General features: G+C 29.8%; 16 protein-coding genes and 1 riboswitch. Of the genes, 11 read left to right on the top strand and 5 right to left on the bottom strand.

What is annotated here, in order from left to right:
• Positions 1-12 precede the first annotated feature (12 nt).
• The 3 genes from metK to GVY01_RS06275 all read left to right on the top strand — a co-directional run bounded on the left by metK (position 13) and on the right by GVY01_RS06275 (position 3,198).
• Entirely contained in the window at positions 13-1,212 is a 1,200-nt protein-coding gene (metK, locus tag GVY01_RS06285; protein WP_017637316.1) for a methionine adenosyltransferase, read from the top strand.
• Between the two features lie 121 nt (positions 1,213-1,333).
• On the top strand, positions 1,334-2,242 hold the full coding sequence (locus GVY01_RS06280; RefSeq protein WP_017637315.1) for a nuclease-related domain-containing protein: 909 nt from the start codon (positions 1,334-1,336) through the stop codon (positions 2,240-2,242).
• Between the two features lie 119 nt (positions 2,243-2,361).
• Positions 2,362-3,198 (top strand): aldo/keto reductase, encoded by an 837-nt coding sequence (locus GVY01_RS06275; RefSeq protein WP_017637314.1) that lies wholly within the window; start codon positions 2,362-2,364, stop codon positions 3,196-3,198.
• Positions 3,199-3,261: 63 nt separating this feature from the next.
• Here GVY01_RS06275 and GVY01_RS06270 read toward each other — a convergent pair whose 3' ends face one another.
• From GVY01_RS06270 to GVY01_RS06260, 3 genes are all read right to left on the bottom strand, one after another.
• A complete protein-coding gene (locus GVY01_RS06270) occupies positions 3,262-3,618 on the bottom strand; it encodes a fluoride efflux transporter FluC (protein ID WP_017637313.1) in 357 nt (118 codons plus the stop codon).
• Entirely contained in the window at positions 3,615-3,977 is a 363-nt protein-coding gene (crcB, locus tag GVY01_RS06265) for a fluoride efflux transporter CrcB (protein WP_017637312.1), read from the bottom strand. Before crcB ends, GVY01_RS06270 begins: the two co-directional genes overlap by 4 nt.
• Before the next feature lie 95 nt (positions 3,978-4,072).
• Positions 4,073-4,378, bottom strand: coding sequence for a hypothetical protein (locus GVY01_RS06260; protein WP_017638160.1), 306 nt, complete (start codon positions 4,376-4,378; stop codon positions 4,073-4,075).
• A 265-nt stretch (positions 4,379-4,643) separates the two neighbouring features.
• Here GVY01_RS06260 and GVY01_RS06255 point away from each other — a divergent pair, with 265 nt between their 5' ends.
• Entirely contained in the window at positions 4,644-5,357 is a 714-nt protein-coding gene (locus GVY01_RS06255) for a transaldolase (RefSeq protein WP_017638161.1), read from the top strand.
• Between the two features lie 189 nt (positions 5,358-5,546).
• A complete protein-coding gene (locus GVY01_RS06250; RefSeq protein ID WP_017638162.1) occupies positions 5,547-6,002 on the top strand; it encodes a hypothetical protein in 456 nt (151 codons plus the stop codon).
• On the opposite strand, the gene GVY01_RS06245 is transcribed toward GVY01_RS06250, so the two are convergent.
• Together GVY01_RS06245 and GVY01_RS06240 are read right to left on the bottom strand one after the other, a co-directional pair.
• Positions 5,977-6,423, bottom strand: a complete 447-nt coding sequence (locus tag GVY01_RS06245; RefSeq protein ID WP_017638163.1) for a competence protein ComK — start codon at positions 6,421-6,423, stop codon at positions 5,977-5,979. The genes GVY01_RS06250 and GVY01_RS06245 overlap by 26 nt on opposite strands.
• Before the next feature lie 4 nt (positions 6,424-6,427).
• Positions 6,428-6,916: a sigma-70 family RNA polymerase sigma factor gene (locus tag GVY01_RS06240; protein ID WP_070454022.1), complete on the bottom strand. Its 489-nt coding sequence runs from the start codon at positions 6,914-6,916 to the stop codon at positions 6,428-6,430.
• A 196-nt stretch (positions 6,917-7,112) separates the two neighbouring features.
• On the opposite strand from GVY01_RS06240, the gene GVY01_RS06235 reads away from it, so the two are divergent.
• The 6 genes from GVY01_RS06235 to GVY01_RS06210 all read left to right on the top strand — a co-directional run bounded on the left by GVY01_RS06235 (position 7,113) and on the right by GVY01_RS06210 (position 13,717).
• The gene (locus GVY01_RS06235; RefSeq protein WP_029055630.1) at positions 7,113-7,337 is read left to right on the top strand and encodes a hypothetical protein; all 225 of its coding nucleotides are present in this window, start codon (positions 7,113-7,115) and stop codon (positions 7,335-7,337) included.
• Positions 7,338-7,618: 281 nt separating this feature from the next.
• The gene (locus tag GVY01_RS06230) at positions 7,619-8,479 is read left to right on the top strand and encodes an N-acetylglucosaminidase (protein ID WP_017638292.1); all 861 of its coding nucleotides are present in this window, start codon (positions 7,619-7,621) and stop codon (positions 8,477-8,479) included.
• Between the two features lie 371 nt (positions 8,480-8,850).
• Positions 8,851-10,350, top strand: a complete 1,500-nt coding sequence (locus GVY01_RS06225; RefSeq protein ID WP_017638291.1) for an FAD/NAD(P)-binding protein — start codon at positions 8,851-8,853, stop codon at positions 10,348-10,350.
• A gap of 198 nt (positions 10,351-10,548) precedes the next feature.
• A riboswitch (FMN riboswitch) is annotated at positions 10,549-10,678 on the top strand.
• Positions 10,679-10,836: 158 nt separating this feature from the next.
• On the top strand, positions 10,837-11,880 hold the full coding sequence (gene ribD, locus GVY01_RS06220; RefSeq protein ID WP_017638290.1) for a bifunctional diaminohydroxyphosphoribosylaminopyrimidine deaminase/5-amino-6-(5-phosphoribosylamino)uracil reductase RibD: 1,044 nt from the start codon (positions 10,837-10,839) through the stop codon (positions 11,878-11,880).
• Positions 11,881-11,886: 6 nt separating this feature from the next.
• Positions 11,887-12,519, top strand: coding sequence for a riboflavin synthase (ribE, locus tag GVY01_RS06215; RefSeq protein ID WP_017638289.1), 633 nt, complete (start codon positions 11,887-11,889; stop codon positions 12,517-12,519).
• A 16-nt stretch (positions 12,520-12,535) separates the two neighbouring features.
• Entirely contained in the window at positions 12,536-13,717 is a 1,182-nt protein-coding gene (locus GVY01_RS06210) for a bifunctional 3,4-dihydroxy-2-butanone-4-phosphate synthase/GTP cyclohydrolase II (protein WP_017638288.1), read from the top strand.
• Positions 13,718-13,729 lie beyond the last annotated feature (12 nt).

The following is a 13,729-nucleotide window of genomic DNA, read 5'->3' as shown; positions in this document are numbered from 1 at the left end:
AAGGAGCAAAACATGACTAACAATAAACGATTATTCACGTCAGAATCAGTAACTGAAGGACACCCGGATAAAATAGCCGATCAAGTTTCCGATGCCATTTTAGACGAAATTCTTAAAGATGACCCTAATGCGCGTGTAGCATGTGAAACAACAGTAACTACAGGTATGGCTTTAATTTCTGGTGAAATTTCAACAACAACTTATGTTGATATCCCTAAAGTAGTAAGAGAAACAATTAAAGAAATTGGTTACACACGTGCAAAATATGGTTATGATTCACAAACAATGGCTGTATTAACAGCAATTGATGAACAATCACCAGATATTGCGCAAGGTGTAGATAAAGCATTAGAATATCGCGATGATATTACTGAAGAAGAAATTGAAGCAACAGGTGCAGGAGATCAAGGTTTAATGTTTGGTTATGCAACTAACGAAACAGATACGTATATGCCTTTACCAATTTTCTTATCACACCAGCTAGCTAAACGTTTATCAGATGTTCGTAAAGATAAAATACTAGATTATTTACGTCCAGATGGTAAAGTTCAAGTAACAGTTGAATATGATGAAAATGACAAACCAAAACGTATTGATACAATTGTTGTTTCAACACAACATGCTGAAGATAAAACATTAGAAGACATTCAAAATGACATTAAAGAACATGTCATTTATCCTACTGTTCCAGAAAATTTACTAGATGATCAAACAAAATTCTATATCAATCCAACAGGAAGATTTGTAATTGGTGGACCTCAAGGTGATGCAGGATTAACAGGTCGTAAAATTATCGTTGACACTTATGGTGGATATGCTAGACATGGTGGAGGATGCTTCAGTGGTAAAGATCCAACTAAAGTAGACCGTTCTGCCGCATACGCAGCAAGATACGTTGCTAAAAATATTGTTGCAGCTGAATTAGCTGAACAATGTGAAGTACAACTTGCATACGCTATTGGTGTAGCTGAACCTGTGTCAATCTCAATTGATACATTTGGTACAGGTAAAGTCAGTGAAACAGAATTAGTAGAAGCAGTTAGAGAGAACTTTGACTTAAGACCTGCAGGAATTATTAAAATGTTAGAGTTGAAACAACCTATTTATAAACAAACTGCTGCGTACGGTCATTTCGGACGTACTGATGTTTTATTACCTTGGGAAAAATTAGATAAAGTCAACGTTTTGAAAGATTCAATAAACCAAGCCTAAAATAATTAAAATATTTGGGATAGGTAAAATATAATCAATTAAATTATAACGAAATGTCGAAAATATCATAGTTATGATTTATAATTGATTGTATTGATAATTTAAAAGGAGCGTTGATGTGATGAGTTTATCTTCACCCATTGGAATAGGATTAATCGTTGCAGTAGTGATTGCAATTATCTTTTTTGTTTTATTTTTAATCACGTTAAATAAAAAGAAAAAGATAAAGAAACAAACTGAAGAAGAATATCAACAAAAAGAACAAAACTTAAAAGCATCTCATGAGGAAACATTAGAAAAAGAACGTATAGAAAACAAAAAGACAGTCACTAAACAAAAAGAAGATTATGAAGCTACAGTAAGTAGTAAAGAAAGAGAAATTGATGCATTAAAATTATTCTCTAAAAATCATAGTGAATATGTTACAGACATGAGATTAATTGGTATTCGTGAACGTCTTGTTAATGAAAAGCGTATTCGCCCAGAAGATATGCATATAATGGCAAATATTTTCTTGCCAACTAATGAATTTAATAATATTGAAAGAATTAGTCACCTCGTATTAACACGAACTGGTTTATACATCATTGATTCTCAATTATTAAAAGGTCATGTTTATAATGGTATTAGTGGCGCACAATTTTCAGAGTTACCAACTATGGAACAAGTATTTAATACGCTAGATTTAGATAAATCTACGCCACAAACATTGGTATTAGATCAAAATGATGATCAAAAATCATTATCATTTGTTAACTATTCAGATAAAATTCAGCAAATACAACAATTAGCTGGAGATTTACAAAATAAATTGAATACTAAATACACACCAACTTCTATTTTATACTTTAATCCTAAAAATGAAGATGATGTAACGATTTCAAATTATGCTCAGAATAGTAATGTAAAAGTATTAGTTGGACCTGAACAACTTAACGAATTCTTTAATAAATTTGTATTCCATGGACGTATTCAATATAACGTCGATGATTTACAAGATATTATGGATAAAATTGAATCATTTAACTAATTATTTTAGCTAGTAGGGTGTATGACACTTTACTAGCTTTTTTATAATATTGAATTTTAATCATCGGATACGGGTATAGATAATGTATAAATATTTTTATATGTAAGGAGTGAAAATCCATGGATAAAATTAAATTTTATAATGGTCATGAAATGCCAAGAGTAGGACTAGGTACGTTTAGAGTCGAAAATAATGATGATTGTACTAAGGCTGTTAAACATGCTATAGAGAATGGTTATAGAAGCATTGATACAGCAAAAGTTTACAGTAATGAAGAAAAAGTAGGACAAGGTATTAAAGAAGGATTAGAAACTACAGGTCTAAAACGAGAAGACTTATTTATTACTTCAAAATTATGGTTAGAAGATTTTGGTAGAACTAATGTAGAGGATGCGTATGAAGGTAGCTTAAAAAGATTAGGCTTAGATTATCTAGATTTATATTTAATGCACTGGCCAGGTACTAACGAAGCACTAATGATAGATACATGGCAAGGGATGGAAGATTTATATAAACAAGACCGTGTTAAAAATATCGGTGTAAGCAATTTTAATGTAGACCATTTTGAAGCACTACTAGCACAAGTATCAATAAAGCCTGTCATCAATCAAGTTGAATTTCATCCATATTTAACACAAAGTTCATTAAGACAATATATGGAAGTTCAAAATATTGTTATGGAATCATGGTCACCATTAATGAACGCACAAATTTTAGATGATGACACTGTTAATGCTATTGCAAAAGAAATTGATCAATCACCTGCACAAGTGATTATTCGTTGGAATTATCAACATGATGTAGTAGTTATCCCTAAATCAGTAACACCACATCGTATAGATGAAAATTTAGATATTCTAAACTTCAAACTTAACGAAGATCAAATGAATCGTCTTGACCAATTAAATGAAGATAGAAGAATTGGTCCTGATCCTGCAGAATTTAACGGACAATAAATTCAATTAAAGCCACGTTTCTCATAAAGAGGACGTGGCTTTAAAAGTATCTTCTTCTATTTTTTAAATAAGGTGATAAGCTAAATAACAGCTTAAGAATGATCCTATGAATTGAATAGTAGAATATACAATAAACAATGTAGGTTTGAATTTAGGTGATAACATTCCGACGAGTTCATTAGAGAGGGTAGAAAATGTAGTTAAACCTCCTAATATACCTGTGATTAAAAAAGGGTTTATCCATTGTATATGTAATGATAAACCAGATAGGGTACCAATGAATATACAACCTACAATATTAACTATAAGCGTACCTATTGGCAACACAGATTGAAACTGATTGAAATAGTTAGAAATACTAGCACGTAGAATTGCTCCAATACCTCCACCTAACATGACTAACAAAATTGTAGTAATCATAAACGTTCACCTAATTTCTTACCTAATAAACATAATAAAATACAAAGAATATAACTAATCACTGCATAAATAATTAATAACATCCAGTTTTGTTGATTGTACATTTGAACTAATTCAAATTGAAAAGTAGAAAATGTAGTTAAAGCTCCCATGAAACCTGTTGTTATAGCTTTTTTAAATAGGGGATGTGATTGAAATAATTTAATAGATAGTGCTGTGAAAAATCCCATTAAAAAAGCACCGATGATATTTGCTGTTAATGTACCTATTGGTAATTGGTGACCATGATTAAAAAATGATAATAAATATCTTAATAAAGCACCAAACGCACCACCTACAAAAATGTATAAATATTGCAAAGTAATAACTCCTTTAATAAACATTTACTCAAATAAATAAAAGAACCACTTCAATCTGAAATGGCTCTAACAAATAAAGTATACGTCAATAAATTTTAAGAAAGGAATCCGTAAGTATTTAATGACGATACAATATGAATAATAATCACAATAAGAATGATAAATGGTAATAGTTTACTACCAATTCTAATCCAACCTTGTTTGTCTCGTGAATGTTTAATGGATTTGTCCGCAAAAATGATTGAAATGATTAGAACAATGACATTAATGACACTACATGCAATAATTAATTTGACGAAAGAACCCAACACATTATTTAAAAATGGATTATTTGTATTAAAGAAAAAGCTTATCGCTAATAATAATAAAGTTATATAAAAGTAGAGTTTAGATTTTGACATGCGTAACCTCCTCGATGGATATCATTACAATATACTACCACTTTTTAGGATATGAGAATAGTATAAATGTATAGAAAATAAAATGTAAAATACAAAAATGCTTTTATATAGGCAAATAATTCGCTTACATTTCAAAAGCATGATATAAATTATTTATAAATGATTTGTTAACGAAAATAAAAACCAAAGATAAATCATATATGAATTTGATATTCAATACATTGGAAATCCAAATTTAGTATTGAAATTGAAGGAGGAATACATAGTGAGAAAACTAAATGTAGAAGTATTTGCGGATGGAGCAGATATCGAAGAAATGAAAGCTGCTTATAAAAATAAACAGGTTGATGGATTTACAACGAATCCTAGTTTAATGGCCAAAGCAGGAGTAACAGATTATAAAGCATTTGCGGAAGAGGCTGTTCGAGAAATTCCTGACGCTTCTATTTCATTTGAAGTGTTCGCAGATGACTTAGAGACAATGGCTAAAGAAGCGGAAATTCTTAAACAATATGGTGACAATGTTTTTGTTAAGATTCCTATTGTTACTACTAACGGTACTTCAACAATTCCATTAATCAAAGAATTATCTGCAAAACAAGTACGTTTAAATGTCACTGCAGTTTATACAATTGAACAAGTTAAAGAAATTACTGAAGCTGTCACAGAAGGAGTACCAACATATGTGTCAGTATTTGCAGGACGTATTGCAGATACTGGTGTAGATCCATTACCATTAATGAAAGAATCAGTAGAGATAACTCATAGTAAAAAAGGTGTTAAATTATTATGGGCAAGTTGCCGCGAATTATTTAATGTTATTCAAGCAGACGAAATTGGTGCTGACATCATTACTTGTCCAGCCGATGTAGTTAAAAAAGTTAACAATAATTTAGGTAGAGACGTTGAAGAACTATCAATTGATACTGTTAAAGGTTTTGCTAAAGATATCCAAAGTTCAGGATTATCAATTTTATAATTGCTTTAATTAGTATCTTTATCGGATTAAATTTAAAAGCCAAGCTAGTGGCACTATTAGAATTGATTGTCTATAGTGTACACAAGGTTGGCTTTTTATTAATGTAATTTGAATATTTGAATTGATTGAATTAGAAATTTCATCTATGATGTAAAGATAATCTAATAGATATGAGGTGCAATTCTAGCTATGGATAAAAATTCGTTTAGTGCTAGAGTACAAAAGCAGTTATGGTTCTTAAATAACAAAGAGAAAGCTCAATTAAATGATGAAATTAGTAAAGTTAATCATAATGATAGTGACACGCTGAATAAACCAATAAGGTTTTCAAATCAGTTTTTAAAAGATCATGTGTATAGCCAAAAACATATTAGTTCAGCTAGTTTATTTATATTATTGATTGGAATTGTATTTACATATGTCATTTTATTAGGTGGCTTTTTATTTGGCCTTATAACAAGTTTAACAGCGGTAAATTATTTCATTCATCCCCAGGTTAACTTATCAACTGTGACTGTTGTACTCATCATTATAGGCGCTATTATATTAATGTTAATAGCGATATTCTTAATTAAGAAAGTAACTGCATTTTTTACTAAAAAATTATTAGAATATAAATTCAATAAGAAGAATACGACTGTGTAATTAAATGGCAAAGAAGTAAACTTTCTTGCCATTTTTTTAATATAGCATGATAAGGTTCATCTACTAAAAGATGAGTAGCATTTGAAAACATAATTAATGTGCCATTATTTTTGGTTTGTATACCAGTAATATGATAAGCGTTTATGTAATATTGAATGGGAGAACGACGATGTTTTAGAGGAAATAAAATGAGTTGATCACATACATAAATAGGAATTTTTTTGTTTATATGAAGTAAGCGTTTGGCGATTTTCTTTTGAAGAGGTAACGTTTTTTGATGTAATTCTAGCATATAGTCTAACGTATTGTTGATTGAAATAGGGAGAGAAATGTCATATTGCTTATATTGCCATTTAGTGGATAGCTTATCGCTTATTTCTGTTTGTATATATAGTAAGTTAGTTGTAGTTAAATGATTCATTGTTTCATTCCTTTTTAAGAGTATAATGTAAATGTTTTGAGATTTTAGATTGCACTGACTTCTTAATTTTTTTAATAGTAGTCAAAGATAGATGCATTCTTTCTGCAATTTCATATTGTTTATATCCAGATAATTTTAGTAATAGCCATTCCTTTTCTTTTGAGTTTAATAAATAATGAATATCTTGTATTAGTAGTGATTCATTATTGATGTGTTGAGATGGTTCTATTTCACTAGAAATATAATCATCAATATCACTAGTTTTAATTTTGTTACTTTCTTTTCTGAATATATCAATAAGATAGTAGTTTAATCTGATGAATAGATAAGAGGAAAATTTGTTGGATTTTGAGGGATTATAGTTATTCGATAAGTGCCACATTTGAATTAATAGTAATTGATAAAACTCGTCATAATTATAAGTGATTTGATACCTAGTTAACAAATAATGTATGATTTTGTTATACTTTTGATAAATAATATTAAATTCCAAGATTTACTCCAGTTTTATGTACATAAAAGTGTATATTTCCGGATACATTGAATTTAAAATAGATTGGGAAAATTTTCATTTGCTAAATTATTAAAATAGGTGTTAAATAGAAGTCATAGTAAATAAATATGTATTCAAAAACAACCAAAAACATGTCGTATTATTAATATAGAGCAAAATTTAATAGGAGGTACAAATGGATTACGCACACTTAAATTTAGAACATTTTTTCGCACGTAATGATGATTTAGATAGAATTAAAGATCGTTCAGACTTTGTGATGATTAATAATTTTACTAATGAAATGAAGTATAGAGAAGGAAGTATTGAAGGTACAATAGATTTAAATCAATATTTTTATAAGAATAGATCACAAGCTGCAAGTTTCATAATGATGGATTATAAAAATCATAATAAATAAAAATGGGATGAGATTTAGACAATTTAATTGAATAGATATTGCTAAATGACAATAGTTAACATATTCAATACAATTGATTGAAGTGTTAATCAATCTATTTAATGGATACAAAATCATGTCTATTTCTCTTTTTTATACTCAAAAGTTTCAATTTTATTACTTTTTATTTATGAATTTGTAACAAAGTATATATTAAATTGTGATTCATAATTAATAATGTTAAACTTTATTATCGTAATACAAATGAAAAGTATAACAACATTGACCTAAGAGGTGTGAATATGACGAAGCACAAAAAGGGATCTATAGTTGCAATTTTAGGATTGCTTATCATATTTGCAGTAGGTGCTATTATCTTTTTCTCAATGGTTTCTGACCAAATATTCTTTAAACATGTTAAAGAACAACAAAAAGTTGAGAAATTAGATGTAACATTAGATAAAGCTGCGAAGAAACAAATAGACAACTATACGAGTCAACAAGTATCTAATAAAAATAATGATGCGTGGAGAGATGCATCATCAACTGAAATTAAAACAGCTATGGATAGTAGTCAATTTATTGACAATGACAAACAAAAGTATCAATTTTTAGATTTATCTAAATATCAAGGTATTGATGAAAAAAGAATTAAAAGAATGTTAATTGATAGACCAACTTTATTAAAACACACTGATGATTTTACAAAAGCAGCTAAAGAAAAACATGTAAATGAAGTTTACTTAATTTCACATGCTTTATTAGAAACAGGTTCTGCTAAAAGTGAATTGTCTAAAGGTGTAGAAATTGATGGTAAGAAATACTATAACTTCTATGGTGTTGGCGCATTAGATAGTGACCCTGTAAAAACAGGTGCAGAATATGCGAAGAAACATGGTTGGGATACACCGCAAAAAGCAATTTACGGTGGTGCAGATTTCATTCATAATCATTTCTTAAAACACGAAGATCAAGACACATTATATAGCATGAGATGGAATCCTAAAAATCCAGGTGAACATCAATATGCTACAGATATTAAATGGGCTGAAAGTAATGCCAGTATCATTGCTGATTTTTATAAAGACATGAAAACAGAAGGTAAATACTTCAAACTTTATGTGTATAAAGATGATAAAAGTCATTTAAAAGATAATAAATAATAATCTATTTGAATGTTTAATTTTCTAATAAGAATAAAATCAAGTTTGAATTTTAAATAAAAAAGGATATGTAATTTAACCTGCGGCATTTAATTGGCGCAGGTGTTTTTTATGTGCTGATTATTTGGCTTTGTTGTTTCTTGTTATCCAAGCAAATATAATAACTGTCAGAACTATGATTTTTGCCACTAATTTCATATCAATCACCTCATAAAGAAATTTTATCACAGATAATAGAAGATTAAACTTTGCCTGATTAGGATATATAAGAAATAATGTGAAATCAATAACAACAGTTATAAAATCTCTGAAATATATATGTTGTTGTAATCAAATTAGAGATATAGAAATGAAAAAAGGATGATGTCATAATGCGTGTAGCTATAATTGGTATGGGCACTGCAGGTGTTAGTGTTTTACGACAACTTGTAAAACATGAACATTTTGAAAAATTAAAAGTAGATGTCTATGATGACCGTATAAATATGGGACAAGGAGTTCCATTCCAAAATGATAGTAGTGAATTATTAATCAATTTACCTTCTAAAAAGATGAGCTTGAATTTAGACGATGAAGAAGAATTTTGGAAATGGTATCAAGATCAAAATGAATTTGTATTCGATAATCCTACATATCTACCGAGATTTGTATTTGGACATTATATGAAATCATACTTGTCTCAATTTAATAATCAATATGAAAATATTACAATCATTAACAATAAAGTTCATGAAGTTTTTACAAGTTCTAAAGTTGATGAAACGAATCTAAAATATTATGTTTGTACGTCAGATGATATGAAAGAATGGAGAGAATATGATTATTTATTCTTAACTTTTGGCACTTTTGCATATCATGATCCATATCGACTAAAAGGGATAGATGGGTTTAAACCGACACCTTATCCTACATATCATTCTCTCGATGATGTTAGTGAAAATGATAGTATTGCAATTATAGGAACTGGACTGGCAAGTTTAGATGTCATCAGATATGTTTCTGCTCACCATCCTAAATTGCCTATACTAATGACAAGTCGTTCAGCAAATTTACCTAGTGTAAGAGGTAAAATGGTTGATATAGAATTTACTCATTTAACTAAACAACGATTCAATGATATACAAGCTCAAAATTATGGCAATGTGCCTTTAGATACAGCAGTTGATTTATTTTTAAAAGAATGCAAAGATTATGGCATTAATTTTGAAAAACTAGTTAATAGAAGAACTGGAGACCACATTAAAGATTTACAATTTGATTTGGAACATGAAAAGGAAATTGGCATATTTCAAAGTATCGTTGAACTGTTAAAAGAGAATTTAAATTGGATTTGGAATAGTTTAAGTATTGAAGATCAACAAGAATTTAATCGTCGTTATACAAAAATAATTCAACTTAATTCCAATCCTATGCCTCCTAGAACTGCCCGTTTACTTATAGATTTATTAGAAAACGAAGCATTAATTATTCGTAAAAATTTAAGAAACATTTATCACGACGATGGATTATTCCATTTACAATATGAAGAGGAAAAAGATATTGAAGATTTTGATGTGGTTATTAACGCTACTGGTTCTAAAACTCATTTAAATGAACTGGATGAAGATGATCAATTAATACTAAATCTTGAAAATAGACAAATTGTTCAGGCACATCCAATGGGCGGTATTCAAATCATACCAGAGACAAACCAAGTGATTAGCCCTAGATTTGGTACACTAACGAATGTTATTGCTATAGGTCAAATGACTAATGGGGTTAATAAACTTAGAAACGGTGTCAAAATGATTGTGAATCAAGTAGCCAACGCTGTTGATAGATTATATGAAACACAACAAGATTTGGATAACCTTGATAAAGAGAATCATTAATCCTTAAATATCTAATAAAATTAAATACTTATCTGGTATTTGATTATAGTTAAAAATAAAATTTGATAATTAAAATTAAATCTATCTCTTTAATTAAGTACAATGTATAGTAATTGTTTTTTTGAAATAGGTGTAGTAGAATTTGAATTGTAGTCATTGAGATTACGATACTCAATTAACCTTTAACAATTTCATATTCAATTCTTTCGGGGCAGGGTGTAATTCCCAACCGGCAGTGATAAAGCCTGCGACCTGCTAACATTTGTTAGTGGCTGATCTAGTGAGAATCTAGAGCCGACAGTTAAAGTCTGGATGGGAGAAAGAATGACGATTATCGACACTAACATATATTTGTATAAGTATGTGTTTAATGAAGTATGTTTATGTTAAGTATAAATATGCTTTTATAAAGATATATAAATTGCCTTATGCCTTGAAACAATAATTTTCAATGGTATAAGGTTTTTTAATTTTAGAGGTGATATATTGAGTAATTTTATGAATTATGCCATCCAACTTGCACAAATGGTTGATGGTCAAACTGGTGTAAATCCACCTGTAGGTTCTGTAGTAGTCAAAAATGGCAGAATTGTAGGTATTGGTGCACATTTGCGTAAAGGCGATAAACACGCTGAAGTTCAAGCCTTAGACATGGCGAAATCAGAAGCAAAAGGTGCAACAATATATGTATCATTAGAACCATGTACACATCATGGCTCTACTCCTCCTTGTGTAAATAAAATTATAGAAGCAGGAATTCAAAAAGTGATTTATGCTGTTAAAGATACAACATTAATATCACAAGGTGATGACATATTACAAAATGCAGGTATTGAAGTTGAATTTCAATATAACGCTGTAGCCGCACAACTATATCAAGATTTCTTTACTGCTAAACGTAATGAGATACCAGAATTAACAGTTAAAGTCTCAGCAAGCTTAGATGGGAAACAGGCTACAGATAATGGTGAAAGTAAATGGATTACTAACAAAGATGTTAAAAAGGATGTCTATCAATTACGTCATAACCACGATGCAGTATTAACAGGAAGAAAAACGATTGAAGCAGACGATCCTTTATATACTACTCGGATTGAAGATGGTAAACATCCTGTTCGTGTCATTTTAAGTAAAAGTGGTAAGTTGGATTTTCAACAACAACTTTTCAATGATGACTCATCTCCAATTTGGATTTACACAGAGAATAAAACGTTAACAACAGAAAAAAATAATATAACTATAATATATATGAATCAATGTGATATTGAGTCAATTTTGAAAGACTTATATCAAAAAGGTATCGGGAAATTGTTAGTCGAAGCAGGTCCCGAAATTACTTCAGAATTTCTCCAATCTGATCATCTAGATCACCTAGTACTTTATTTTGCCCCGAAAATAATAGGTGGTTCTGGTAAATATCAATTTTTCAAAACTGATAAAACGATAGCACTACCAGACACTACACAATTTGAAATTGTTAATTCCACGTTAATTAATCAAAATATTAAATTAATCTTGCGAAAGAAGTGATTGCAGGTGTTTACAGGCATCATTGAAGAAGTTGGTACTGTTCAACAAGTTCGTACTCAGCAATCAGTTAGAACTTTAGTTATTGCTGCAGACAAAATATTAGAAGATGTGCATGTTGGCGATTCAATTAGTGTAAACGGTGCATGTTTGACTGTTATAGATTTTGATGAACAATCGTTTTCTGTACAAGTGATTAAAGGTACAGAAAATAAAACCTATCTTGCTGACGTACAGCGTCATACCGAAGTAAACTTAGAACGTGCTATGAGTGGAAATGGACGTTTTGGTGGCCATTTTGTTTTAGGTCATGTTGATGACTTAGGCACAATAATAAAAATTAATGAATCTGCTAATTCTATGATTATTAAAATTCAAGCATCCAAGTCATTACTTAATCAAATGGTTAAGCAAGGATCTATAACTGTCGATGGAACAAGTTTAACTATTTTTGATCTCCATTCAGATGCTTTTGATATTCATTTGATTCCTGAAACAAGACGATCTACTATTTTATCGAATAAAAAGGTAGGAGATAAAGTTCATCTAGAATCAGATGTGCTCTTTAAATATGTAGAAAATATATTTAAGCAAAATAAATCTAATTTGACTGAAGAAAAACTAAAAGCATTTGGTTTTTAGGGGGAGGAAATAATATATGGAATTCGACAAAATTGAACATGCATTAGATGCTTTAAAAAAAGGAGACAGTATAATTGTAGTCGATGACGAAGATAGGGAAAATGAAGGAGACCTTATTGCAATTACTGAATGGATGAAAGATGAAACTATTAATTTTATGGCTAAAGAAGCAAGAGGTTTAATTTGTTCACCAATTGGTTCAAGTATCAGTGATAAGTTATCTTTAAATCCAATGGAAACAAACAATTCAGATGTATTCGGGACTAATTTTACTGTAAGTGTTGATCATATTGATACAACAACAGGTATTAGTGCTCATGAAAGAACATTAACTGCGAGAGCTTTAATTAATGATGAATCTAAAGCTGAAGACTTTAACCGACCTGGCCATTTGTTCCCATTAATTGCTAAAGACAATGGCGTACTTGAAAGAAATGGCCATACAGAAGCGGCAGTAGATCTAGCAAAAATGACAGGTGCTAAACCTGCTGGTGTTATTTGTGAAATTATGAATGAAGATGGAACAATGGCAAAAGGCGAAGATCTTCAAGCTTTTAAAGAAAAACATGGTTTGGTAATGATAACTATAGAAAGTTTAATAGAGTATCGACGTATTAATGAATCACATGTGAATTTAAATGCAAAAGTTAAAATGCCGACAGACTTTGGTACTTTTGATATGTATGGTTTTACGACTGACTTTAGTGATGAAGAAATTGTTGTAGTGACTAAAGGAGAAGTTCGTCCTCATGAAAATGTTCGTATCCATTCAGCGTGTCTTACTGGAGATATTTTCCATAGTCAAAGATGTGACTGTGGTGCACAGCTTGAAGCTTCAATGGAATATATTGAACAACATGGTGGAATGATTATTTATTTACCTCAAGAAGGTCGAGGTATAGGCCTAATGAACAAATTACGAGCATATGAATTAATAGAAAAAGGCTATGATACTGTAACGGCTAACTTAGCTTTAGGATTTGATGATGATTTACGAGATTATAATATTGCTGCACAAATTCTTAAATACTTTAACGTTGAAAAAGTAAATTTGTTAAGTAATAATCCTAAGAAATTTGAAGGCTTAACAGAATACGGTATTAATATTCAAAAACGTATAGAACTTATAGTACCAGAAACTAAATATAATCATGATTATATGACAACTAAAAAAGAAAAAATGGGACATTTAATTTAGGAGGATATTAAA

Source organism: Staphylococcus sp. 8AQ (assembly GCF_902506595.1).
Classification (GTDB): domain Bacteria; phylum Bacillota; class Bacilli; order Staphylococcales; family Staphylococcaceae; genus Staphylococcus; species Staphylococcus pasteuri.
Note: the sequence above shows the minus strand (reverse complement) of the source record. Positions and strands in the feature narration are given on the sequence as shown.